The 25,083-nt window shown below is 45.8% G+C and carries 23 protein-coding genes and 1 pseudogene; 11 read left to right on the top strand and 13 right to left on the bottom strand.

Annotated features, from left to right (window positions below; all coding sequences use genetic code 11):
* Positions 1–224 precede the first annotated feature (224 nt).
* The 4 genes from IC571_RS01095 to IC571_RS01080 form a co-directional block, all read right to left on the bottom strand.
* Entirely contained in the window at positions 225–1,418 is a 1,194-nt protein-coding gene (locus IC571_RS01095; RefSeq protein ID WP_215316913.1) for a ribonucleotide-diphosphate reductase subunit beta, read from the bottom strand.
* Positions 1,419–1,463: 45 nt separating this feature from the next.
* Complete coding sequence (locus IC571_RS01090; protein WP_215316911.1) at positions 1,464–4,427, bottom strand: ribonucleoside-diphosphate reductase subunit alpha; 2,964 nt, start codon at positions 4,425–4,427, stop codon at positions 1,464–1,466.
* A gap of 274 nt (positions 4,428–4,701) precedes the next feature.
* Positions 4,702–5,520 carry a 1,6-anhydro-N-acetylmuramyl-L-alanine amidase AmpD gene (gene ampD, locus IC571_RS01085; protein WP_256437690.1) on the bottom strand — a complete coding sequence of 273 codons (819 nt, stop codon included), beginning with the start codon at positions 5,518–5,520 and terminating at the stop codon, positions 4,702–4,704.
* Between the two features lie 3 nt (positions 5,521–5,523).
* The gene (locus tag IC571_RS01080) at positions 5,524–6,372 is read right to left on the bottom strand and encodes an inner membrane protein YpjD (protein WP_215316909.1); all 849 of its coding nucleotides are present in this window, start codon (positions 6,370–6,372) and stop codon (positions 5,524–5,526) included.
* Positions 6,373–6,392: 20 nt separating this feature from the next.
* Here IC571_RS01080 and ffh point away from each other — a divergent pair, with 20 nt between their 5' ends.
* The gene (gene ffh / locus IC571_RS01075; protein WP_215316907.1) at positions 6,393–7,775 is read left to right on the top strand and encodes a signal recognition particle protein; all 1,383 of its coding nucleotides are present in this window, start codon (positions 6,393–6,395) and stop codon (positions 7,773–7,775) included.
* Between the two features lie 18 nt (positions 7,776–7,793).
* Here ffh and IC571_RS01070 read toward each other — a convergent pair whose 3' ends face one another.
* A complete protein-coding gene (locus IC571_RS01070) occupies positions 7,794–9,536 on the bottom strand; it encodes a proline--tRNA ligase (RefSeq protein ID WP_215316905.1) in 1,743 nt (580 codons plus the stop codon).
* 48 nt (positions 9,537–9,584) lie between these two features.
* Here IC571_RS01070 and IC571_RS01065 point away from each other — a divergent pair, with 48 nt between their 5' ends.
* Both IC571_RS01065 and IC571_RS01060 read left to right on the top strand, forming a co-directional pair.
* Positions 9,585–10,184, top strand: a complete 600-nt coding sequence (locus IC571_RS01065; RefSeq protein WP_215316903.1) for an RNA pyrophosphohydrolase — start codon at positions 9,585–9,587, stop codon at positions 10,182–10,184.
* The gene (locus tag IC571_RS01060) at positions 10,184–10,747 is read left to right on the top strand and encodes a CNP1-like family protein (RefSeq protein WP_215316901.1); all 564 of its coding nucleotides are present in this window, start codon (positions 10,184–10,186) and stop codon (positions 10,745–10,747) included. The genes IC571_RS01065 and IC571_RS01060 overlap by 1 nt, the downstream gene beginning before the upstream one ends.
* A 12-nt stretch (positions 10,748–10,759) precedes the next feature.
* On the opposite strand, the pseudogene proB reads toward IC571_RS01060, so the two are convergent.
* The 4 genes and pseudogenes from proB to rplU form a co-directional block, all read right to left on the bottom strand.
* A pseudogene (proB, locus tag IC571_RS01055) lies at positions 10,760–11,539 on the bottom strand (glutamate 5-kinase); the annotation flags it as partial.
* A 20-nt stretch (positions 11,540–11,559) separates the two neighbouring features.
* Positions 11,560–12,636, bottom strand: a complete 1,077-nt coding sequence (gene obgE / locus IC571_RS01050; RefSeq protein WP_215316897.1) for a GTPase ObgE — start codon at positions 12,634–12,636, stop codon at positions 11,560–11,562.
* A gap of 87 nt (positions 12,637–12,723) precedes the next feature.
* Positions 12,724–12,984 carry a 50S ribosomal protein L27 gene (rpmA, locus tag IC571_RS01045; protein ID WP_173954974.1) on the bottom strand — a complete coding sequence of 87 codons (261 nt, stop codon included), beginning with the start codon at positions 12,982–12,984 and terminating at the stop codon, positions 12,724–12,726.
* Between the two features lie 19 nt (positions 12,985–13,003).
* The gene (gene rplU, locus IC571_RS01040; protein WP_011902040.1) at positions 13,004–13,315 is read right to left on the bottom strand and encodes a 50S ribosomal protein L21; all 312 of its coding nucleotides are present in this window, start codon (positions 13,313–13,315) and stop codon (positions 13,004–13,006) included.
* 75 nt (positions 13,316–13,390) lie between these two features.
* Between rplU and IC571_RS01035 the strand changes: the two genes are divergently transcribed.
* On the top strand, positions 13,391–14,395 hold the full coding sequence (locus tag IC571_RS01035) for a polyprenyl synthetase family protein (RefSeq protein WP_215316896.1): 1,005 nt from the start codon (positions 13,391–13,393) through the stop codon (positions 14,393–14,395).
* Here IC571_RS01035 and IC571_RS01030 read toward each other — a convergent pair.
* Positions 14,392–15,327, bottom strand: a complete 936-nt coding sequence (locus IC571_RS01030; protein WP_215316894.1) for a glycine/sarcosine/betaine reductase selenoprotein B family protein — start codon at positions 15,325–15,327, stop codon at positions 14,392–14,394. The two genes, IC571_RS01035 and IC571_RS01030, sit on opposite strands and share 4 nt — an antisense overlap.
* A 54-nt stretch (positions 15,328–15,381) precedes the next feature.
* Here IC571_RS01030 and IC571_RS01025 point away from each other — a divergent pair, with 54 nt between their 5' ends.
* Positions 15,382–16,149 carry a fumarylacetoacetate hydrolase family protein gene (locus IC571_RS01025; RefSeq protein ID WP_215316892.1) on the top strand — a complete coding sequence of 256 codons (768 nt, stop codon included), beginning with the start codon at positions 15,382–15,384 and terminating at the stop codon, positions 16,147–16,149.
* Positions 16,150–16,237: 88 nt separating this feature from the next.
* Here IC571_RS01025 and IC571_RS01020 read toward each other — a convergent pair whose 3' ends face one another.
* Together IC571_RS01020 and IC571_RS01015 are read right to left on the bottom strand one after the other, a co-directional pair.
* Entirely contained in the window at positions 16,238–17,257 is a 1,020-nt protein-coding gene (locus tag IC571_RS01020) for a 2-dehydropantoate 2-reductase (RefSeq protein ID WP_215316890.1), read from the bottom strand.
* Between the two features lie 96 nt (positions 17,258–17,353).
* Entirely contained in the window at positions 17,354–18,775 is a 1,422-nt protein-coding gene (locus tag IC571_RS01015; RefSeq protein WP_215316888.1) for a sodium:solute symporter family protein, read from the bottom strand.
* Between the two features lie 119 nt (positions 18,776–18,894).
* Here IC571_RS01015 and IC571_RS01010 point away from each other — a divergent pair, with 119 nt between their 5' ends.
* Complete coding sequence (locus tag IC571_RS01010; protein ID WP_215316886.1) at positions 18,895–19,893, top strand: squalene/phytoene synthase family protein; 999 nt, start codon at positions 18,895–18,897, stop codon at positions 19,891–19,893.
* On the opposite strand, the gene IC571_RS01005 is transcribed toward IC571_RS01010, so the two are convergent.
* Positions 19,890–20,402: a methylated-DNA--[protein]-cysteine S-methyltransferase gene (locus IC571_RS01005; protein ID WP_215316884.1), complete on the bottom strand. Its 513-nt coding sequence runs from the start codon at positions 20,400–20,402 to the stop codon at positions 19,890–19,892. The genes IC571_RS01010 and IC571_RS01005 overlap by 4 nt on opposite strands.
* A 116-nt stretch (positions 20,403–20,518) precedes the next feature.
* Between IC571_RS01005 and IC571_RS01000 the strand changes: the two genes are divergently transcribed.
* The 5 genes from IC571_RS01000 to coaE are packed head-to-tail and all read left to right on the top strand — an operon-like array spanning position 20,519 to position 25,071.
* Positions 20,519–21,808, top strand: a complete 1,290-nt coding sequence (locus IC571_RS01000) for an HlyC/CorC family transporter (protein ID WP_215316882.1) — start codon at positions 20,519–20,521, stop codon at positions 21,806–21,808.
* A complete protein-coding gene (locus IC571_RS00995; protein ID WP_215316880.1) occupies positions 21,805–22,899 on the top strand; it encodes a GspE/PulE family protein in 1,095 nt (364 codons plus the stop codon). Before IC571_RS01000 ends, IC571_RS00995 begins: the two co-directional genes overlap by 4 nt.
* Positions 22,890–23,936 (top strand): type II secretion system F family protein, encoded by a 1,047-nt coding sequence (locus IC571_RS00990; RefSeq protein ID WP_215316878.1) that lies wholly within the window; start codon positions 22,890–22,892, stop codon positions 23,934–23,936. The genes IC571_RS00995 and IC571_RS00990 overlap by 10 nt, the downstream gene beginning before the upstream one ends.
* Positions 23,936–24,445 carry an A24 family peptidase gene (locus IC571_RS00985; RefSeq protein WP_215316876.1) on the top strand — a complete coding sequence of 170 codons (510 nt, stop codon included), beginning with the start codon at positions 23,936–23,938 and terminating at the stop codon, positions 24,443–24,445. Before IC571_RS00990 ends, IC571_RS00985 begins: the two co-directional genes overlap by 1 nt.
* Positions 24,400–25,071: a dephospho-CoA kinase gene (gene coaE / locus IC571_RS00980; RefSeq protein ID WP_371742894.1), complete on the top strand. Its 672-nt coding sequence runs from the start codon at positions 24,400–24,402 to the stop codon at positions 25,069–25,071. The genes IC571_RS00985 and coaE overlap by 46 nt, the downstream gene beginning before the upstream one ends.
* Positions 25,072–25,083 lie beyond the last annotated feature (12 nt).

The following is a 25,083-nucleotide window of genomic DNA, read 5'->3' as shown; positions in this document are numbered from 1 at the left end:
CGGCGCGCGGCTTGAAGCTAAGTGCTGCACGCTAATGAATCCTGGAAAAAAAGCCGTGGCCCCGAAGGACAACGGCTTCTTAAATGTGCTGGAAAAAACGGGGGAAATAGCCCAAGCACCCTTGAGCAAGGGTTTTCGGATTTGAGTCTGTTTTTGCTGACTTCTTAAACTAACCAACCGTCTAATCTCCTATTTAGCCAGTTGTGCGCTTTAAAACTAGTTCATTACTCCCAACTTAGCGCACCACCGGTTTGATACTCAATAACGCGTGTCTCAAAAAAGTTTCTTTCTTTCTTAAGATCAATCATTTCTGACATCCATGGAAATGGATTCTCTTCATTTGGGAACATCGCGTCAAGTCCTATTTGCAAACATCTGCGATTACAAATGTATCTTAGGTAACCTTTGAACATCGGAGCATTCAATCCGAGTACTCCTCGAGGCATCGTATCTTCGGCATAACGGTACTCCAACTCAACCGCTTTTTCGAAGATCGATTTAATCTCGTCTTTGAACGCGGAAGTCCATAACTGCGGGTTCTCCAGCTTGATTTGGTTAATTAAATCGATACCAAAATTGCAGTGCATTGACTCGTCGCGAAGGATGTATTGATACTGCTCAGCGGCACCCGTCATTTTGTTTTGACGACCCATTGCAAGTATTTGCGTAAAACCAACATAAAAGAATAAACCTTCCATTACGCAAGCAAAAACAATCAAAGAACGAAGCAACTTTTGATCGTTTTCGAGCGTGCCTGTCTTAAATGTTGGGTCAGTTAACACATCAATAAATGGAATCAGGAACTCATCTTTAGCGCGAATCGACTCAATTTCGTGATACGCGTTGAAGATTTCGCCTTGGTCTAGACCCAAAGATTCCACAATATATTGATAAGCGTGGGTATGAATTGCCTCCTCGAAAGCCTGGCGCAATAGGTATTGGCGGCACTCTGGAGCGGTAATTTGGCGATATGTACCCAAAACAATATTGTTTGCAGCCAAAGAATCCGCTGTAGTAAAGAAGCCAAGATTGCGTTTAATGATGCGACGCTCGTCTTCTGTAAGGCCGTTTGGATCTTTCCAAAGCGCGATATCGCGGTTCATATTGATCTCTTGTGGCATCCAGTGGTTAGCGCAACCCGCTAAGTATTTCTCCCAAGCCCACTTATATTTAAATGGAACGAGCTGATTGACGTCTGTTTTCGCATTGATAACACGCTTATCAGCCACATTAACGCGACGAGTTTCCATGCCAGCTGCTGGCGCGCTTTGTGTTTGCGCTGCTGCGGGCGCAGCAGCTTGAGGTGCCGCCATCGCCACTTGGTCTGGCTGCGGGCGTTGCGGTTCAGCCGCAACCGGTTGTGGCGCAAGACCAGCTTTCGCTAGTGCTGGAGCTACTTCCTCTTCCCAATTCAACATAACTTTCTCCTAAATTCTTTTATTTCTGACCAATAAACCAAATGCTTATTGGCATGCTTCACATTCTTCAAACCCAGCATCACCTGGACGCATTGTGCAAACTGGACCATCCGCCTCAACAGGAGCCGCAGCTACACCACTACCTTCAGCGCCACTAGAAACAGAGTTCAATTGACCGCTAGCCACAGTCGATTTCTCAACGTGGGTTGCCGCCATTGTGCGGAGGTAGTAAGTCGTTTTCAGACCACGCAACCAAGCCAACTTGTAGGTGTCATCCAATTTCTTGCCTGAAGCACCAGCCATGTAAATATTCAATGACTGAGCCTGGTCGATCCATTTTTGACGGCGGGAAGCGGCCTCAACCAACCAGCTTGGTTCCACTTCAAAGGCAGTTGCATACAGATCGCGGAGATCCTGGGGAATACGATCGATCTTAGATAAAGTACCGTCAAAGTACTTCAAATCGGCGATCATGACCTCATCCCAGAGTCCACGATCTTTCAGATCGCGCACCAAGTACTCGTTTACTACTGTGAACTCACCAGAAAGGTTAGATTTCACAAACAAGTTCTGGAATGTTGGCTCGATACAAGCAGAAACACCAATGATGTTCGAAATCGTTGCTGTCGGCGCAATTGCCACGCAATTGGAGTTACGCATACCGTGTTGCTTGATGCGCGCACGCAAACCGCTCCAGTCCATAGTTGAAGAGCTATCCACTTCTACGTAACCGCCACGCTCAGCCGCCAACATCGCTACTGAATCCTGTGGCAGGATGCCACGATCCCACAATGAGCCTTTATAAGTGCTGTATACGCCACGCTCTTCAGCCAATTCGTTAGAAGCTTGGTATGCGTAGTAGCAAATCGCCTCCATAGATGAATCCGCAAACTTCACAGCCTCTTCACTAGCGTATGGAATGCGCTGCATATGCAAGCAATCCTGGAAGCCCATGATGCCCATACCGACTGGACGATGCTTCAAGTTAGAGTTGCGTGCCTTGGCCACAGCATAGTAGTTGATATCGATCACGTTATCGAGCATACGCATTGCAGTACGTACAGTTTTTTGGAGCTTCTCGTGATCGAGAACCAATTTACCGTTCGCATCGGTAGTCATGTGAGCAGTTAAGTTCACAGAACCCAAGTTACAAACTGCAATCTCATCCTCGTTTGTATTGAGGGTGATCTCAGTACAGAGGTTAGAAGAGTGAACCACGCCAATATGCTGCTGTGGGCTACGAATATTGCATGGATCTTTGAAAGTGATCCATGGGTGACCAGTTTCGAACAACATACCGAGCATCTTGCGCCACAATTGCTGCGCTGGAATTCTGCGGAATGGCTTGAGCTCGCCACGATCGGCTTTTTGCTCATAGGCAACATAAGCCTCTTCAAATGCCTTGCCAAACTTGTCATGCAAGTCGGGTGTATTGGATGGGGAGAACAATGTCCAGTCACCGTTTTCCATTACACGCTTCATGAATAAGTCAGGAATCCAATTAGAAGTATTCATGTCATGAGTACGGCGACGGTCATCACCCGTGTTCTTACGCAATTCCAAGAACTCTTCAATATCCAAGTGCCATGTTTCTAGATAAGCACAAACCGCACCCTTACGCTTACCGCCTTGGTTCACAGCAACCGCAGTGTCATTAACCACTTTCAAGAATGGCACAACACCTTGTGATTTACCGTTAGTCCCTTTGATATGACTTCCTAATGCACGAACATTAGTCCAGTCATTACCCAAGCCACCAGCAAACTTAGATAGCAATGCATTCTCTTTCAATGCCTCATAGATGCCATCAAGATCATCCTCAACAGTCGTCAAGTAGCAGCTTGAGAGTTGTGGACGTGTTGTTGCTGAATTAAATAAAGTTGGTGTACTGGACATGAAATCGAATGTAGAAAGGATTTCATAGAACTCAATCGCACGACGCTCGCGATCAAGCTCATTCAAAGACAAGCCCATTGCAACACGCATGAAGAATGCTTGTGGCATCTCAATACGACGATCTTCAATATGCAAAAAATAACGGTCATACAAGGTTTGTAGGCCAAGGTAGTTGAATTGCAAGTCGCGACTAGCATTCAAGGCAGCAGCCAAGCGCGGCAAGTCAAACTCACTCATCCGCGGATCTAACAACTCAGCGGAAATACCCTCATGAATGTACTTAGCAAAGTAAGTGCTGTACTCAGCTTGCATATCACCTTGCAAGACTTCCTTACCCAAGATCTCTTTACGAATCACGTGCATCAAGATTCGCGCTGTTACTTGGCTATACGCTGGATCTTTTTCAATCAAAGTCCGTGAAGCCAAGATAGCAGAGTCATACACCTGCGCCATTGGTACGCCATCGTACAAATTCTTGATAGTCTCAGTGATGATTGGGCTTGCATCAATGTGATTACCCAAACCTTCGCAAGCAGCTTCAATCACGGTGCGCAATGCAGCCATGTCAAGCCACTTTTCTACACCGTTGTCGGTTACCTTGATGCCAGACTCCGCAGCCTGGTTTGCAGTCTGAGCTTCTTGAGCAACCTCTTGTTGCGCGGCACGCTCTTGGTTGCGCTTTTCACGATAGAGAACATAAGCACGAGCAACGTTGTGCTCGCCGCTACGCATCAAAGCCAATTCAACCTGATCTTGAATATCTTCGATATGAAAAGTACCGCCATTAGGACGGCTACGCAATAAAGCGCGCACAACAGAATGAGTCAATTGCTCAACTTGCTCGCGTACGCGTGCAGATGCAGCGCCTTGGCCACCATTAACCGCCAAAAATGCTTTAGTTACTGCAATCGCAATTTTGGATGGCTCAAATGCAACAACAGAGCCATTGCGGCGAATAATTTTGTAATCAGACAATTGGGTTGCCTGAGTACCACCAACTCCACCGGCGACAAAGCTGGCAGAAGGGGTCTGATTGATTGCCCCTGCAGGGTTAATTCCTGGGTTATTTGCACCAGGTATTTGGCCTGCCGTCTGTGGATTTGCGTATGTCATGTTACTCCTGCGTCTATATATAGTTATTTGGACAAAATATCGTTAAAAAACAATGGGGTATTGCTAGATTCAAACACTACATCTAGTGTCTTGAAGCGCATTAGCCACTAAGTATAGGGAAATATTGAGTTCTTGATAAGTCTTTTCTTACAAATATTTATCAGTACTTTTACTATGTAATTGACCTTTTTTAAGGGTCATTTTGGTGCGGATTTTTTTTCCCTTTTACCTAAAGGCTAAAAAAGTAAGCGTACGCTTACATACAAAAAAGAGGCTACCGAGAAGTTAGTCCGTATGGCAGATTTTTTAAAGAAACGTTTGTCTCTTTTTGGAACTTTTTCCAATCAAAATACATTCCGGGATCCGTCTTTCGATCGGGGGCAATGTCACTGTGCCCCGCAAATTGCAGATTGGCATAACAAGCTTCCAAGATTGGAATCAGTTTATTTAGGGCTTGGTATTGAGCCTCCTCAAATGGCGTCTCACCATCGCCCTCTAATTCAATACCAATTGAAAAGTCATTGCATTTCTCTCTACCCATAAAGGAAGAAACGCCCGCATGCCATGCTTTATTTTGAGTTGAAACAAACTGAATCAATTCACCAGTTCGAGTAATCAAAAAATGACTGGATACTTTTTGTCCTGCAATCTCTTCGAAATAAGGATGCGCTGTTGAGTCCAATTGATTTTGAAAAAAATCAATAATGTACTGACTAGAGTTTGTTGATCTAAATTCACTGGGTGGCAAACTAATATGATGAATCACAACCAAATCTGGAGAAATATTTTCTGGGCGCACATCTTGGTTTGGTGAAGGACGCCATTTTGCAGAGCCTACCCAACCTTGTTGATCGATCGCATTGAGATGCTCTTTTGAACAATAAAAACGTTCCTCAAAAATCTTGGCTTCGGATTTTGGAAGATGTACTTTGCAATGCTGACATTGCACCATCCCCTCTGGCTCAATAGCCTTTGGAGCCTTATTTGGCCTAGGATTATGAGCCTCCCCTCGCCCAGCTTGAATCTGCTTTTTACCCTTTAACCAACGGTAAAAAAGATATGCGCCCGCAAGTAATAAAAGCCACTTGAACAAGAATTACGCTCTCTGCAAAATGACTTCTAAAACAAAACGACTTCCTACATAAGCAAGAAGTAAAGCAGTGTACGCACTCAATACCCAACGAATCGCTGCTCGACCACGTAGGCCCACTCGCCAACGCGCCAACAATAAGCCAGCAAATAAAAACCAGGAGACCAAAGCAAAAATAGTTTTGTGGTCAAACACCAGCGGTCTACCAAACAGCGTTTGCGAAAACAGCAAACCAGAAAAAACGGTCAGGCTTAATAAAGCAAATCCAACATAGAGCAAGTTAAATAAAAGACTCTCCATGGTCATCAATGGAGGTAAATCTTCGAGCCAATGTGCAACTCGACTATTTGGAACAATCGCGAGTTGACGATGTAATGCCCGATCTTGAATACTCATCAACATCGCATGCATTGCAGCCAAACTAAGCAAGCCCACCGAAATCGTGGCAACAATAAAGTGTCCTTTAAACCAAGGATCGGAAACCGCTCTTGGCGAAATTAATGTTCCAGGAAACAGGCTGGGCAAAAGTGGGCAGACCAAGGCAAACAGAACAGCCAACCAACGCAAGCTAGAAATAGGCAGAAACCAAGATTGGAACCAATAGAAAGCCAAGCCAACCCAGGCAATCAAGGACAAATCTTGTGCAAACCCGAAAACAAAACCTTGAGGGGTAAATACGGAATCATGGAGCTTCATGCCATGCGCCAGTAAGGCCAAAAGAATAAAGGCCTGAATCAGTGGCGAAGATTCTGAGGATTTGTCTTTGCCCTTTGGGCTAAAGCTCAAAAAAAGCAAAAGAAGCAGATAGAGTGCGGATGGAAGCAACTCGTGCGCTGGGTGACCTAAAATATCCATCTACAAAGTCTAATCGATAAATGCTAGAAAACCTCACCGATCGCCTATCCCGTGTTGTGAAAACAATGCGAGGCCAAGCCCGCCTTACCGAAGCCAATACCGTAGAAATGCTACGGGAAATCCGTCTTGCCTTATTAGAGGCAGACGTAGCCCTACCAGTAGTGAAGTCTTTACTAGAGCAGATTAAATTTAAGGCGCTAGGTGAAGAGGTTGTTGGGAGTCTGAGTCCAGGCCAAGCCTTGGTTGGAGTCGTGCAACGCGAGCTTGCTCAAGTCATGGCAGGCGATGCCAATCAAAGCGGTGAACTCAATCTAGCTACCCAACCGCCTGCAGTCATTTTGATGGCAGGCTTACAGGGTGCAGGTAAAACCACTTCCGTTGGCAAACTAGCCAAATGGCTGCAAGAAAAAAAGAAAAAGAAAGTACTCACCGTTTCTTGTGACGTATATCGCCCTGCCGCGATCGAACAACTAGAGACAGTCACGAAGCAAGTTGGCGCAGAATTTTTTCCAAGCAACGTTAATCAAAAGCCAAGCGATATTGCGACTGCTGCCCTAGATTGGGCACGTCGCCATTACTTTGATGTAGTGATTGTCGATACTGCGGGCCGTCTAGGCATTGATGAGGCGCTCATGCAAGAGATCAAAACTTTGCATGCCAATCTCAATCCGATTGAGACCTTATTTGTGGTGGACGCAATGCTAGGTCAGGATGCCGTCAATACCGCCAAAGCTTTCCATGAGGCACTTCCCCTCACGGGAGTTATCCTCACCAAGCTAGACGGCGACTCTCGTGGCGGCGCTGCGCTATCTGTCCGTCAGGTCACTGGCGTACCTCTCAAATTTATCGGCGTAGCCGAGAAGATGGATGGTTTAGAAGCCTTTGATGCGGAGCGTATGGCGAACCGCATTTTGGGCATGGGCGACATTCTCGCCCTAGTCGAGCAGGCTCAGCAACACGTCGATGTTGCGAAAGCAGAAAAGTTAGCGAACAAGATTTCCAAAGGCGGTTTTGATCTTGAAGATTTTCGAGATCAGTTAATGCAAATGCAAAAGATGGGTGGCATGGCTAGTTTGATGGATAAGCTTCCCAGTCAGGTGGCTCAGGCCGCCTCGAAGGCAAACCTCAGCAATGCGGATAAACAAACCAAACGCATGCGTGGAATTATCGACAGCATGACTCCTCAAGAGCGCAGAAAACCAGAGCTATTGAAAGCTAGTCGTAAGCGTCGCATTGCTGCAGGATCAGGAGTAGAGGTGCAAGAAGTCAATCGCCTGCTGGCTCAGTTCGAGCAAATGCAAACGATGATGAAACAGTTTAAGGGTGGCAAGATGGCGCGCACTATGGCTGCCATGGCCGCTAAAGGAGCCGCCAAAGGTATTGGCGGACTCTTTAAAAAATAAAATTAAGAACTATATTAATTAAGCGACTGTATTTTTAGCAGCTTGAACTGCTGCAATGACAGTATCTTTAATTTTCGCCAAAGGTATATTCTGGGACTCAGAATCGGTACGGCCTTTAAATTCCACCTGGGAATCCGCTAAACCACGATCCCCAATAACTACGCGGAAAGGCGCGCCAATCAGCTCCCAGTCAGCAAACATTGCGCCTGGACGCTCATTGCGATCATCCAGGATCACATCGACACCAGCAGCAAGCAACTCATCGTGAAGCTGATCACATGCTGCTTTTACTTGCTCTGATTTTTCGTAACCCATTGGACAAATAACTACCTCAAATGGCGCCATAGAGATAGGCCAAATAATTCCCTTGTCGTCATGACCTTGTTCAATAGCCGCACCTAGCAAACGAGTTACACCAATGCCATAACAACCCATCACCATTGGCTGAGCTTTACCTTGTTGATCTAAGTAAGTGCAGCCCATTGCTTCGGAGTAGCGAGTACCCAATTGGAAAACGTGACCGACTTCAATGCCACGGCAAATATCAACCACGCCCTTGCCATCAGGGGAAGGGTCGCCAACTACCGCATTACGAATATCCAACACCACAGGCTCTGGTAAATCACGGCCCCAGTTCACCCCAGTCAAATGGTGGCCAGCATCATTAGCACCGCATACAAAATCCGACATATTGGCTACAGTGCGATCGGCAACAACCGTGACATCTGAACTAATACCAACGGGACCTAAATATCCAGCAGGGGCATTACATGCTTGCTTGATTTCTGCTTCAGTAGCAAAACGTGACTCAGCCATGCCTGGCACTTTGCTCGCCTTAACTTCGTTGAGCTCATGATCACCGCGCACTAACAACATAAAGAGTTTTGCTGGACCATTTTCTTGATCAGCCGCGAACAATAAAGACTTTACGGTTTTCTCAAGCGGAATATTGAGGAGCTTCGCCACGTCTGCGCAATTGGTTTTATCAGGCGTTGCCACCTTTGCCATTACTTGAGTTGCTGCGGCCCGTGCGGCAATCAATGCCAATGATTCTGCAGCTTCTAAATTGGCTGCGTAATCCGAATTCGGGCAATACACAATCGCATCTTCTCCAGTATCCGCAATCACATGGAACTCTTGACTACCAGAGCCGCCAATAGCGCCGTTATCAGCGGTCACTGCACGAAACTTCAAGCCCATTCGCTTGAAGATACGGGTGTATGCGTCAAACATGATCTGATATGACTTCTTCAACCCGTCGGTATCGCGATCAAACGAATACGCATCTTTCATGCTGAACTCACGGCCGCGCATGATGCCAAAACGAGGACGACGCTCATCGCGGAACTTCGTCTGGATTTGATAAAAATTCACCGGCAATTGTTTGTAGCTCTTAATCTCATTGCGAGCTAAATCGGTAATTACTTCTTCGGAAGTTGGCTGTATCAAAAAGTCGCGGTCATGGCGGTCTTTGATGCGCAATAACTCAGGCCCCATTTTTTCCCAACGACCTGTCTCTTGCCATAACTCTGCCGGCTGAATCATTGGCATCAATAATTCAATTGCACCCGCACGATTCATTTCCTCGCGAATGATGTTTTCCACCTTTCGAATCACCTTCAACCCCAAAGGCAAGTAGTTATAAACACCAGCGCTCAGTTTGCGGATTAAACCCGCACGCACCATGAGCTTATGCGAAACCACCTCAGCGTCAGAGGGGGCTTCTTTTAGTGTCGCGAGAAATGATTGTGATGCTTTCATGTATGGATATAATCAAATCATTGATTTTAAAGGATTTGGGGCGCGATCATGCTTGACCGTGAAGGGTATAGACCCAATGTCGGCATTGTCCTCCTTAACAGCCGTAACGAGGTTTTCTGGGGAAAACGCGTTGGGCAGCATTCGTGGCAGTTCCCACAGGGTGGGATCGCTCATGGTGAAAGCCCTGAGCAAGCGATGTACCGCGAATTGCATGAAGAGGTTGGCTTGCTACCGGAACATGTCCAGATCATTGGACGAACAAGGGACTGGCTCCGCTATGACGTCCCTGAGGAATACCTACGCCGACAACATGCCACACGTGTTCACCGCGCAGCCTATCGTGGCCAAAAGCAAATCTGGTTTCTATTGCGCTTTGTTGGTTTAGATAGCGATATTCAATTACGCGCCACTGAACATCCTGAATTCGATGCTTGGCGATGGGTGCCGTTTTGGATTCAACTGGATGCGGTAATTGGCTTTAAGCGTGAGGTCTATCAACTGGCCTTATCTGAGCTGGCACGCTATCTTGCTAAGGGAGTACGTATGCAACAACTCGCCTGGGGAACGCCACTCGATCTATTTCAGTCCTTTTATTCTAGGGGTGAAGATAGCTCAAAAGAATCCACTAAATCAGACAAGCAAAAATAATGAGTCCACTTTTTCAAAGATTTAGCCAAATACTGATGTGTATTTGTTTTGCTTTATCCCTATTGGCTTGCGCTGGCGATCCAATGGAAAGTGGCTTAGATCCATTTGCGCCCATGGTATTTAAAGAAGGTGTCACTAAGATGCCGGCAAACCCACCTAATCCGTCAACCCTGGTACCTTTTTACGTCTCTCAACAAACCATTTTTAAATTCGCCGTCGATACCGACTCCATTTTGATTGGAGCAGATGGGGTTACGCGCTATATCGTAGTCATGACTAATCCCAGCGGGGGGCAACAAGCCCAATATGAAGGCATCCGTTGCGATTCGTTCCAGTGGCGCCTCTATGGCACGCTGGAAAATGGATCCTGGAAAGAGAATCCGCTCTCCAGCTGGAGATCAATACAAAGTAATGTACCCAATCGTTACCAAGCATCCTTAGCACAAGGCGCTTTCTGCAATTTCAACACACAAGAAAAAAATATCAAGACTGTGGTTCAGTCATTGAACCCCAATGGATTTACTGGCGGAACAAAGCCCACTAACTCTTTTGGAATTCAATAAGCCAAGATTTTATTTGGCGCTCAAACGAGTGCCAATCTTCTCTCCAGCCATTAAGCGCGTTAGAACATTTGGCTCACGCCCCGAGGCAATAACAGTTGTCGCGCCAGTCTGAACTGCAATTTTTGCAGCCAGCACTTTGGTCAACATACCGCCTTTACTCAGCTCGCTACCTGCACCACCCGCCATTTTTTCTAGGGCAGGATCGCCAGCAGTGGCATCGCTTAACAATGTGGCATCTGGATTTTGGCGTGGATCCGCGGTAAATAAACCGCCTTGATCGGTCAAAATCACCAATAAGTCTGCATGCACTAAATTACTGACCAAAGCAGCCAAACTATCGTTATCACCAAATTTAATTTCATCAGTAACAACAGTGTCGTTTTCGTTGATGATAGGAACTACACCCAACTTCAATAAAGTATCGAGTGTGCCTTTGGCATTGGCATTACGTTCAGCATGCGCCAAGTCAGCATTGGTGAGCAAGATCTGTGCACTACGCAATTGAAATTGTGCAAAACAACTTTCATACACCTGAACTAAACCCATTTGCCCGACAGCTGCGGCTGCCTGTAGTTGATGAATTTCTTGTGGGCGCTTAGCCCAACCCAAGCGTTGCATACCCTCAGCAATCGCGCCTGAGCTCACCATCAGCGCTTCATGACCCGCTTTTAACAATTCGGCAATTTGTCCGGCCCAATTGGCAATGGCGGCATGATCCAAGCCCTCGCCATTATTCGTGACAAGACTAGAGCCCACTTTGACAACAATGCGTTTAGTTTCTTTGTTACTCATAAAAAGTACTGGTTAACTTATTAATCTGGTGCTTGATCTTGATATCGTGGATCTGCTGCACGCTCTTCCGCATCATCACGATCGCGACGGACAGAATCTAAATAGTCCTGTAGCGCATAACAAAGCTTCTCGCAGCCCATGCCCGTTAATGCTGAAATCTCAAAAACTGGACCGCTCCACTTAAACTTTTTCACAAAGTCGGCAACCACTTTCTTGCGATCCTCTTCGGGGATCATATCGACCTTGTTTAATACCAACCAGCGCGGTTTCTCAACCAGAGCTTCATCATATTTACGTAACTCATTGACGATCGCATTGGCATCAGCCACTGGGTCAACGTTCTCATCAAATGGAGCAAGATCGACTAAATGCAGAAGTACACCTGTACGCTGTAAATGGCGTAAGAAACGGTGGCCCAAGCCAGCGCCTTCCGCAGCCCCTTCAATCAATCCAGGAATATCAGCAATCACAAAGCTACGCTCACTGCCTACGCGCACCACGCCCAAATTGGGATGCAAAGTAGTAAATGGATAGTCAGCAATTTTTGGGCGCGCATTAGACACAGCGGTAATCAAAGTCGATTTACCAGCATTTGGCATACCCAACAAACCTACATCTGCCAACACTTTCAACTCAAGCTTGAGTTTGCGACGTTCGCCAGGCTTGCCATTGGTCTTTTGTCGTGGCGCTCGATTAGTACTACTCTTAAAGTGAATATTGCCCCAACCACCAACACCGCCCTGCGCTAAACACAAGCGTTCACCATGCGTAGTTAAATCCGCAATCGGTTCACCCGTTTCATAATCAGAGATGATCGTACCCACTGGCATACGCAATTCAATATCATCACCTGCGCGACCATAACAATCAGCACCACGACCTGGTTCACCATTCTTTGCAGTGTGTGTTTTGGCATAGCGGTAATCAATCAGGGTATTGATATTGCGATCGGCAATAGCCCAGACGCTTCCGCCCTTTCCACCATCACCGCCATCAGGACCGCCAAACTCAATAAACTTTTCGCGGCGCATAGAGGCGCTCCCGGCGCCACCCTGGCCGGCAATTACTTCAATACGCGCTTCGTCTATAAATTTCATGAATAAAAAAGGCCTCGCTTAGCGAGGCCTGTTCCTAAGAGTTAAATTCGGAATAAATCTGAATCAAACGTGTCTCAGTCAGGCGCCTTATGAACGAGGCAAAACTGAAACTTGGGCCTTCTTCAAAGCGCCCTTAACGCCAAATTCCACTTGGCCGTCAATTAAGGCGAACAAAGTGTGATCTTTACCAATACCAACGTTAGCACCTGGATGAACACGTGTGCCACGTTGACGAACAATGATGCTGCCAGCATTAATTTGCTCGCCGCCATAAACCTTAACGCCTAGGCGTTTCGATTCTGAGTCGCGGCCATTTCGCGTTGAGCCGCCGCCTTTTTTCTGTGCCATATCTTTCTCCTACCCTGAATTAGGCTTTAATCGTGTTGATCAAAATTTCAGTGAAATTTTGACGATGGCCTTGGTGCTTTTGATAATGCTTGCGACGGCGCATCTTAAAGATTGTCACTTTATCGTGACGTCCTTGGGAGACGACAGTGGCCATCACAGCTGCACCATTAACCAATGGATCACCCAACTTCAGTGAAGCGCCTTCGCCAACGGCGAGGACTTGGTCAAGAGTGATTTCGCTGCCGATTTCCGCTGGTATCTGTTCTATTTTCAATTTTTCGCCAGCAGCAACTTTATACTGTTTGCCACCGGTTTTTATGACCGCGTACATGGTTTGAAACCTCAATTAATATCTACATTTAAGCCAATCCACCCTGGATTAGCTAAGCCGATTATTATATCTTGCATGACGAGCACTGTCAAAATCAACGACCTTAGCCAAATCCTGGCACCAATTTCCTTAGAATTCAAGGACTTAGACCAGGTAATTCGAGAGCGTTTGGCCTCAAAAGTAGCCCTTATTGACCAGATTTCGACCTACATCATTCAAGCAGGTGGAAAGCGGGTAAGACCCGCCTTACTGATGTTGATTGCCAAAGCACTTGCCAATGGCAACCCAACTCCTCACACACTAGAAATGGCCGCTGTTGTCGAATTTATCCATACGGCCACCCTCTTACACGATGATGTTGTGGATGAATCGACCCTTAGACGAGGACGCGAAACCGCCAATGCCGCTTTTGGAAATGCAGCCAGCGTTTTAGTAGGTGATTTTTTGTATTCCAGAGCTTTCCAAATGATGGTGAGCCCGAACGATCTTCGGGTCATGCAAATTCTGTCGGATGCAACCAATACCATTGCCGAAGGCGAAGTATTGCAATTGCTCAATATGAATGATCCTGAGGTTGACGAAGCAAGTTATCTACAAGTCATTCGCTACAAAACCGCTAAATTGTTTGAAGCATCCACTGAGCTCGGCGCCATTTTGGCTAAAGCAAGTGATGCCCATCGAGAGCAAGCCGCAGCATTTGGCAGACACATTGGCACGGCCTTCCAGCTCATGGATGACCTGTTGGACTACACCGCTAACGCAGCTCAAATGGGCAAGAATGCGGGAGATGATTTGCGTGAAGGTAAGCCCACCTTGCCACTGATCTATCTTCTTGAGAATGGCACACATGCAGAACAACTTCTAGTACGGGCAGCGATTGAACAAAATCAAGATTTACCCGAGGACGTCTTTGCGCAAATCTTAAGTGCAGTACAAAATTCAGGCGCCTTGAACTACACACAAGCTGCAGCTAAACGTGAAGCAGATTTAGCCTTGGGATGTATTCAAAACTTTCCAAGCAATGAGGCTACTAATTCCTTACGCGAGCTGTGCGTGTATTCACTCGCAAGGCAAACTTAAGATCCAACGCTATTTAAGCGTAACTCACGGGCAGTGATACGGGCTTTCTCAGCCTCATCGCGCAAACGAGCAACCTCGTCTTTCGAGAGCCTCTCAAGATTGGAATAATCTAATTTCCAAGTCGGATTAGAAGACCAAACCAATGGGGACTGCACAGTAGTTCTGGGCGCTGGCGCCGATTCCAAAAGACGCAAAGCCAATTCAAAATTTAATTGCCTAGATGCGGCGTCATGCGGCTTAGCCGCAGCATTGCCGAGCGGGAAATCACTAAATAAAAATCTGGGTACGCCACAATACTCCACGATATCTTTAGCAGCACCCATCACTACCGTCGAAATGCCTTCAGCCTCTAAATAGCGCGCCAATAAACTTTGGCTCTGGTGACAGATAGGGCAATTCGGAATCAATATTGCTACATCCACATGATCAGCACGCAACATCTCCACAATCATCGGGGCATCTATCTCGAGAGTGTGTCGTTGGCTTCGATTGGTTGGTAAGCCATAAAAATGGGGTGATAGCGCTTTAATCCTGCCGCTCTTCTTTGCCTGCTTAGCAGCCTCTAGCGGAAACCAACAGTGACCATCTTCCATATTGGCATTCTTACGATCAATACCAACATGCGCAATTCTCAGATCAGCATTCGCATCGATAGATTCCTGGTATGGTTTATAAAACTTTGCAGCTGCGTTATATGGCGCACCAGGCCCTTGATCACCCTTCTGTGGATCATATGGAACCGCCGTTGTAATCAACGCCAGAACGGATTGATTGAGTGGTTTTTTAAGTGGGGCAAAAGGAACCTCTGCGTAGTGTGCCCATACATAGGGATTGTCGTAGCCTAAGCCTAAGTAATAACTGCGCGTCCGCTCAATATAACGAATAGGTTGATCCCATTCTGGTGCAAAAACAAGTTCAGATACTTGAGACATAAGTCCGCCCTGTAAGATATCGCCTATTCAATATTTAACTTATAGGAAACCATTATGGCTCAATGGCTTAGATTTCAACATCAAGGCAAAAGTGGATTAGGGCAAGTTCAAGGGGATCAGATTGCCGTCTATTCAGGCGACTTGTTTAATAGCCCTACGCCCACCGGTGAAACACTTCAATTAGCAGACGTCACTATCGATATCCCTTGCATTCCTTCCAAGATGGTTGCCATGGTGGATAACTTTCATGCGCTCGTTACTAAACTTGAGCACGCAGTACCTGCTGAACCACTATATTTCCTAAAAGGAAACAATTCGTTTTTAGCAGCCAATCAAGTCATTCATACACCAAAGTCTTACTCAGGAAAAGTGGTTTATGAAGGTGAACTGGGCATTGTGATTGGCAAACGTATTCATGAAGCAGATGAATCTGAAGCAGCTAAAGCGATTTTTGGCTACACCTGCATCAATGATGTCACTGCTATTGAAATCTTAAACCGTGATCCTGGATATGCTCAATGGACACGCTCTAAAAGCTTTAATACCTTTGGTGTATTCGGTCCTTACATCACCACCGATGTTGACCCAAGCAAGCTCACCATCAAAACGATTTTGAACGATCAAGAGCGTCAAAACTATCCTGTTGCAGACATGATCTTCCCGCCCGCAAAATTAGTCAGCCTGATTTCCCAAGATGTCCCCCTTGAGGCTGGTGACATCATTGCTTGCGGCACTTCCGTCGGCGTTGGTTCTATGAAACCAGGCAGCAATGTCAGCATCATTATTGATGGCGTTGGCAGACTTGATAATCGTTTCGAATAAATACGAATCAACGAAACGCCGATCCAAAACAAAAGCCCTTGCTTTTTGGCAAGGGCTTTTTATTTACCGCAAATGATTTGAATTACCTTTAGTACCCTGATACTGAAGGCAAAGCTAAGCTACCTTTAGATGCTTGTACGTTTTCATCTAAATATTTGGTTAGAGCAAAGACTGTATTCAAGCAAGGTGTTGGAGTCTGAGTTATGCGACCCAATTCAATCACTGAACCTAGGAGCGCATCAATCTCTAAGCTACGACCTGCCTCTAGATCTTGCAACATCGAGGTTTTATGCTTACCGACCTTCTCTGCGCCAGCGATACGACGCTCGATATCCACCCGGAAAGTAACACCCAACTTTTCAGCGATGGTTTGCGCTTCAGCCATCATGTTGCGCGCCAACTCTTTGGTCAACGGATATTGGCAGATGCCCTCAAGCGTTCCGTGAGTGAGTGAACTGATCGGATTGAAAGTCATATTGCCCCACAGCTTCAACCAAATCTCTGAGCGAATGTCGTCCAGAATGGGGGATTTAAAGCCTGCGGCACTCATCATCTCAGACATCTTTTGAATGCGCTCGGTTGTCTTACCATCCAACTCGCCCAATGGGAAACGATTACCTTCAACGTGACGAATCACGCCAGGAGCCTGTGTAAAGGTAGCTGGATAAACAACGCAACCAATGATGTTGTTTGGATTAATTGCTTTCTTAGCAAGTCCGCCAGCATCTACAGTCTCAACAGAATGATCTTGATACTCGCCGCCAAGCTTTTGGAAATACCACCAAGGAATTCCGTTTTGCATCGGAATCAAAATTGTTTCTGGACCCATGATGGCCGCTAGATCATCAATGATGGGTTCAACTTGGTGGGCTTTCACTGCCAAAATGACAACGTCTGGGGTCTCAGCATCCCGAATCTTTTCAACTGCCTTTACCTGCGCTACTAATGGCTCAGGCTGGTCATCCATAATTAAGGCTAGACCACGCTCTTTAATGGCGGCTAAAGTAGCGCCACGCGCAACAACCGTTACATCATTGCCTGCTCTCGCCAACATGACAGCTAGGTAACCGCCAATGGCGCCACCTCCACCGATCACACAGATTTTCATAGGAACTCCACAAGAATAAAAAATTTTGAATTAGTTTCATTTTAGTGTGTATGTTTTGCAGTGCAACAAATTTAATTGCCTATTTTTTGGGCAATTCTAGCTTTGCACCGCTTTAAGCTCATCTTTTGGCACAAGACTGCCCAGAATCATCCCGGCAATACTGGCCAATAGTCCAGCCAATTGAGGAGGCATGATTGAATTAGGCGCCAAAATTTCGCAGCTAACCCAAATGCTTAAGCCACCAACGACCGCCAGCAATCCCCCCAAGGAATTTGCTCTTGGCCAATAAACGCCAAATGCGAGCGGTACAAATGCGGCAACCAAGGTCACTTTATAAGCACTCTCTACCATCTTAAAAATAGAGAGTTCTGAATTCACAGCAAAGAATGTCACCACCACTGCGAAACATAAAACTGTGATTCGCATAATTTTCAATAGCGCATGATCAGATAAGTGCTTGAAAAAGCCTCGAACAATATTTTCAGCAAAGGTTACCGAAGGTGCCAATAGAGTTGCGCTTGCACAACTCTTGATTGCAGAGAGCAATGCACCGAAGAACATCACCTGTGCAATGATTGGGACGTGATTCAAAATTAACTTAGGCAGAATCATCTGCGGATCAGTATTGAGATATTGCTTCACTAGATCCGGGCTAATCAATGTTGCTGAATATGCCAAGTACATCGGTACAAACGCAAAAATAAAATACAGTACACCACCCAAAATTGCAGCATTAACGGCAATGGTGACGTTCTTGCTTGAGGTAATGCGCTGAAACACATCCTGCTGAGGAATGGAGCCCAGCATCATGGTGCAAAGCGCAGCAACAAATCCCAAAATAGACGCCAAATTCATATCGGGCCAAAAATTGCTGAATTGCCCAGCTGCAGCGGCATGCTCGATCACCACACTAATCCCGCCCGTTTGGGCCGTCATTTCACCGCCAATGTAAAGCATGCCAATCACAATGATGATCATCTGAATAAAGTCGGTGATCGCCACAGACCACATACCGCCAAACAAGGTATAGATCAAAACGCTTGCTGCACCAATCATCATGCCGCCCGTTTGAGAAATACTACCTTCGGACACCACACTAAAAACCAATCCAAGCGCTTTAATCTGAGCAGCAACCCAACCCAAGTACGAGACAACAATACAAAGCGTTACAAGAACTTCAACAGTACGGCCATATTTTTCACGAAAGAAATCGCCGATCGTCAACATACGTCTGTTGTACAAATGACGGGCAAAAAAGAGGCCAACTAAAATTAAACATAGAGAGGATCCAAATGGATCGGAAACCACACCACCCAAGCCCTCTTTTAAGAAAGTAGCGGGAATACCTAAGACGGTCTCGGAACCAAACCATGTAGCAAAGACGGTAGCCGTCACAATCGGCATGGGAAGACTATGTCCTGCCGCAGCAAAGTCAGCTGTATTTTTAACGCGTAGAGCAGCCCACAAACCAATGCCGACTGATACGACCCAGTAAATAATGACGAACCAAATCAGCACGCCAGATTTCCCCTAAAAGAATTTGATGAAATTATATGGCTATGTCACTTTTGTCAGTAAGGAAATAAAGGGCAAATTTACTGCCGGCTTGCTACCACTTGGTCTGACATAATGAACAGGTGCAATCTCCTAAATCAAGCCTCACCTCAAGCCTTACAGACAACCAAGACCAGGATCTGGCATACCAAAAGACCATTTTGCGGTCGGTATCCAGAACCTTCGCTCTGACCATCCCCCTTCTGCCGCCCACAATCGAAAAGGTGGTGGGTAACACTTACTTGCTGTGTCGCATCGTCGATACCATTGAAGATGCGGCCAATTTAAGTGCCAGCAAAAAGCAAGAGCTATCGAAATTATTTTTAGATAGCGTACTAGAGCGATTACCTGCGCAGGATTTTGTGGATGCTTGTCTTTTGGCGCTGCGTGATTACGGCAACCTCGATGAGCTAGATCTCATCGCTCATACGCCTACCGTCTTAAGAATTTTGCACACCTGCTCCAAGGAAGATCAAGCAGCAGTCAGTCGATGCGTCTCCATCATGTCGGATGGTATGTCCTATTTTCATGACAAACAGACACAGGCTGGACTTCAAGATTTACAGGAATTCGAGAAATATTGCTATGTTGTTGCGGGCGTTGTTGGAGAACTCTTAACAACAGTATTCAGCAATCACTCAACTACATTTTCTAAAAGCTTTCAGGGCAAAGAGAATCTAGCGATCGCTTTTGGCCAAGCGCTACAAATGACCAACATTCTGAAAGATTCTCCGGAAGATAGAGCACGCGGTGTCTCTTGGAAGCCAGTCGGCATGAGCCAATCCGATCTTCTACAGATTGCCTATGAAAAATTGCAAGATTCTTTGCAATACATTCTGCTGATCCCAAAGCAAGATAGTGGAATACGCCGCTTTTGCTTTCTAGCATTTGGTCTGGCTGTGATGACACTCGGCAAGATTGCGCAGCGCACTGAATTTAGCAATAAGAATGAAGTGAAACTATCCAGAAGAACCGTGATGACTTTTTATAGCTTCACTAGCATCGCCGTTCACAGCGATCTATTGATGACAATCTTTTTTAGTCGCTCATCTAAAGCGCTTAGAGCATTCGCTAAGAACTAAAGCACGCCCTCGTGCTTTAGCAACCAAGTTTTAATTTGGCGATAAAGGCCTGGGGTATTTTCTTTCATAAACCCCCCAATACCCTGAGCAGACACCACTCGATGGCAGGGAGTAATCAATGGAAAAGGATTCGCGCCACATGCCGTGCCAACCGCGCGTGGCCCACTCTTAATTGCGCCTGCAATCTCGCCATAGGTTCTTGCCTCGCCCAGTGGAATTTTGCGAATACTCTGCCAAACTTTTTGTTGGTGAGCCGTTCCCAAAGGCTTCATGGGAAGATCAAATGAATAATTGGGATCCTTAAAATAGGCTTTGCATTGCTTAACCACTTCCTTAGCCAAGGCATTCTGGGGTGGTGATAAAGCCTTAGTAGCGGGTAGGTAGTCAATTTTTGACAACATTAAGCTACCATCAACCAATTCAGTCGCAATACCCAGTCGACCAAAAGGCGCTTCAATCACGCAATAACTTGCGCTTTTGGGGGTTGAGGCGTTTTTTGTCTGAGGCATAAGAAGATTCTCACACAATTTCAGCAAAAGGGATGGTGGCTTATTAAATTTGATCTATAGCCTGTGAAACCCCACTTTGCTATATTGAATCATCCTGTATTTACATAGGCAAACAGATGGATAACTTTTTTGACGATTGGCCCCTCTATAGTCAGGCAGCCTTAGTCTTATTTTTACTTGCGCTTTCTGGCTTTTTTTCGATGGCCGAAACCAGCATGCTCTCCTCCAATCGCCATCGTCTTCGCGCGATGGCCAATAGCGGAAATTCTGGGGCGGCTTTAGCTGAAGAACTACTGAAGCGGATTGACTCCTTGCTATCGGTATTGCTGATCTCGAACAATTTGATCAATACCATTCTTCCCATTTTAGTTACCGGAATTGCTCTACATCTATTTGGTGAGAGTGGGCTTGTTTTATCTGTTGCCACGCTAGTAGTTGCTTTACTCATTATTGTTTTCAGCGAAATTACGCCAAAAGTGATTGGTGCCGCTTTTCCAGAAAAGATTGCCGCTAATGTAGGCTGGCTAATCCTACCGCTGACATTTCTCTTTTCCCCATTACTGTGGCTAATTAATAACTTTGTTTCTGGCTTGATGAGAGTCTCTGGCCTGCAATCATCCTCTGATAGCAGAACTATGAGCAAAGAGGAATTGCGTAGTCTCGTTCTGGAATCGAATCGCTTTGTGTCAAATCATCATCGCAATATTTTGCTGAATTTATTTAATTTGGAGAACATCACCGTTGATGATGTCATGACACCGAGGTCAAAAATTGAAGTGCTCGACCTTTCAAGGCCTATTGATGAGGTAGTTCAACAATTAGAAACTTGTTATCACAATAAATTGCCGGTTTGTGATGGAGATTCTGAGCGCATCGTCGGCATCCTATCCGTTAAGAAAGCCCTGTCATTATTGGGTGACTCCGATTTAAAGCATGAAGATTTTCGTGCCTTACTCAATGAACCTTACTTCATTCCTAGTGGAACGCCAGTCTTGCAGCAAATGCAATTTTTCCAAGACAACCAACAACGTCTCAGTTTAGTAGTTAATGAGTATGGTGAGGTTTTAGGTTTAGTGACATTTGAGGACATCGTTGAAGAATTAATTGGTGAATTCACAACCTCTTTTTCTGACCTCTCCACCGATCCGCATTGGCTGGCAGATGGAACCTATCTTGCGAGTGGTGGCGCCTCATTGCGGGATCTCAATCGCTTATTAAATTTAGAGCTCCCACTAGAAGGTCCACGTACCTTGAACGGCCTCATCCTCGAAAACCTAGAAGCCATTCCCGACCATGATGTCAGCATCAAAATTAGTGGAATCGTGATGGAGATTGTTCAGTTTGACGATCAGGGTGTGAAAACGATCAAGCTTTACCGCCCTAATATGGATCAAGATTTAGCTTGATCGGTCTTCATGATGAATCCTTCATTATTCGCACTTGGCAAGAGATAGCAGAAAACGCCCTTCATGCCAGGGCGAGTGACATTCATATTGAGGCTCGCCCATCCAGTAGCCTCGTACGTATTCGTGTTGATGGATTGTTACGGACGCAATATGAGTATCCGATTGAATTTCATGAGCGGCTCATTACTCGCATCAAAATATTAGCGCGCTTAGATATTGCCGAGAAGCGTATTCCGCAGGATGGACGTTTGTGTATTGGCTTTAATTTTTCAAATCCCGAGATTGATTGTCGCGTTTCTTTGCTACCAACACTCTATGGTGAGAAAGCCGTTATTCGAATATTACAAAGTCGAGTTGACGAACTTGATCTTGAAAAAATTGGTCTATTACCCGAGCAACTGGATCTCTTGCATGCTGCAATTGCTCAGCCGAATGGACTTATTCTGGTAACGGGCCCTACTGGGAGCGGCAAAACACGCACCCTTTATAGTTGCCTCAATAAATTAAACCAAACGCACCGCAACTTATGCAGTATTGAAGATCCCATTGAGATTCGCCTACCTGGTGTGAATCAAGTGGCCTACCATCCGCGCGCAGGTCTGGAGTTTTCGACCATTATCAAGGCTCTGCTACGCCAAGATCCCGATGTCATCATGATTGGCGAGATCCGCGATAGCGCCACTGCAACTCTAGCCATTCAGGCAGCGCAAACTGGTCACCTGGTTCTCAGCACCCTACATACCCGCGATGCAAGAAGCGCCTTGTCTAGACTTCAAAGTCTTGGTGTAGAAAAGGAGTTGCTCGAATCCTGCTTATTGTGTGTGAGCTCACAGCGCCTCGTTAGAGCATGTTGCCCTTATTGCAGAAAGCAAAAGTTTGATAGGGAATCTGATCAATCTATTGATCCTTGCGGCGCCTGCAAAGGAATTACTTATTTAGGTCGTATTGGCGTTCATGAAGTTTTAAATACCAAGCAGGTTTTGAACCCCCATTTGGAATATCTCAGCATGAGCGAAGCTGGGGTACGGCATATTCATTCAGGATTAATAGACCAAGCTTCTTTAGTCATGGAAGTTTGCTCATGGCACTGAGTGCGCAATACCAATTGGCATTTTCAGAGCAGCTACTAACACTACTAAATGCCGGGCTACCCTTGCTAAACGCCATTCAGCTTATTCAGTCCAGCGCACCCAAAAATTGGCAATCATGGCTTAAGAATATTCAAACCCAACTCAAAAAAGGAAATAGCTTTTCTCAAAGCCTAACAACTCAAGACGGCCTGTTCTCTATGGAGCTGATTAATCTGGTCAGAGTTAGCGAGCGGACAGGCAACTTGCAACTAGCACTTGAAATCATCACCCAACAACTAGAATCCCAAATTCAACTTAAGCAGAAGATGAGGCAAGCATTAACTTATCCAATCACCACGCTAGCAACCTCCTTTTTATTATTAATTGTGATGATGGTATGGGTGATACCTGTCTTTAAAGAAGTCTTCGATAATTTTCAAGCCGATCTCCCTACGCCTACTAGAGCGCTTATCCAGATTTCCTCGGCGATTCAAAGCCACTTCCTTGAAATGAGCATTTGTCTAGTAATATGTATGCTCGTTACGTTCCTAAGTTGGAGTAAATACACTTATCTACAAAAGAAATGTGATCAATGGACACTTCATATTCCATTACTCGGAAAGCTTTTTCGGATTTCAGCTCTTCAGTACTGGTGTCGTACATTAGGTCACCTACTGGAATCGGGCCTACCCCTTCCAGATGCATTACGAGTTACAGCCCACTCATCCAATCACTGGACTACCCACGATCTTAGCGCTGAGGTATTCAAACACATCACCCGCGGCTGGCCTTTAGGTGAAGCCTTAAAACGTGCCGATCCCCAAAATCGTTTTTTTGATTTTGAAACCCTTCAACTACTTCATATTTCTAGCGAAAGCGGCTTTCTGTCGAACATGTTGAACAAGCGCGCCAAAACACTAAGTGACCAACTCAGCAAACAATTAAATAATCTTGGGCAAACTTTAGAACCCTTATTAATCATTCTGATTGGAATCATTATTGCGAGTCTTGTCATAATTCTGTATCTACCAATATTTCAGTTGGGTCAAATTGTTTGATGGATGCGTTTTCTTTCTTAGTAATACTAAAAATTGTGCTCATCACTGCACTTATTTTTCTGGCTTACATTGATTTAAATTCTTTTCAATTGCCTAATGCCATCACCATTCCGATGATTGCAATTGGATTAATCTTCAATGGGGTTGGTGCGCTGCTATACACGGGGTTTGCAAGCCCCCTAAATAGCCTTCTCGGTGCAATTGCTGGCTACACCCTGTTGTGGGCCCTTGACCAAGCGTACTTTCAACTCAAGAAGCATCATGGGATTGGCTTAGGGGACGCAAAGCTCTTTTCAGCCCTCGGGGCATGGCTTGGAATTGAAGTCTTGCCCAGCATTCTTCTCATAGCTTCGATTAGCGGCCTTGTTGGAGGGGCCCTATGGTTGCGTTATCAAAAGCAAACTGTTCAATCTGCGTTTCCCTTTGGACCTTTTCTTGTTTTTGCTGGCATTATTGAGTTGTTATGGCCTCAACATCTTCAAGCCCTCATTCTAAACAGTCCGACTTAAATGGGCTTAAGGGAGTCATTCCCCTCATTGGCCTAACCGGAGGTATTGGCTCCGGAAAAACTGCTGTCAGTGATCAATTAGGAAAATTAGGCGCAGGAATTATTGATACTGATGTCATTGCCCATCAAATTACCGCAGCAAATGGCTTAGCAACCAATTCTATCCGCGAGCATTTTGGCCCAGACTACATTGATGCCAATGGCGCCCTAGACCGGGCTAAGATGCGCACCCTAGTTTTTAATAAGCCAGAAGCAAAGAAGGCATTGGAAGAGATAACCCACCCGCTCATACGCCAAGAGACCATCGAACAAGCCTTCCGGCAGGCTAAAAATGGGGCGCCTTACCTCGTTTTTGTCGTTCCACTCCTTCTGGAGTCTGGTACTTGGCTGGATATGATTGACCGATTGGTGGTGGTTGATTGCCCGGTAGAGATCCAAATTAGCAGGGTAATGCAGCGCAACAATTTACCCAGAGCCGAGGTTGAAAAAATTCTCCAAGCCCAAGCCTCTCGAGAGGAACGCCTGGCTCATGCCGATTTTGTTATCAAAAATCAAGGTAGCCTCGATCAGCTCATCGAGGAAGTAAATCAGCTAAACCAAAAAATCCTCCAAATTCAGAAGGGGTAACGCAGTTCGTCA

It is taken from the genome of Polynucleobacter sp. MWH-UH2A, from assembly GCF_018687195.1.
In the GTDB taxonomy this organism is placed as follows: domain Bacteria; phylum Pseudomonadota; class Gammaproteobacteria; order Burkholderiales; family Burkholderiaceae; genus Polynucleobacter.
This window is presented reverse-complemented; position numbering and strand designations above follow the sequence as displayed.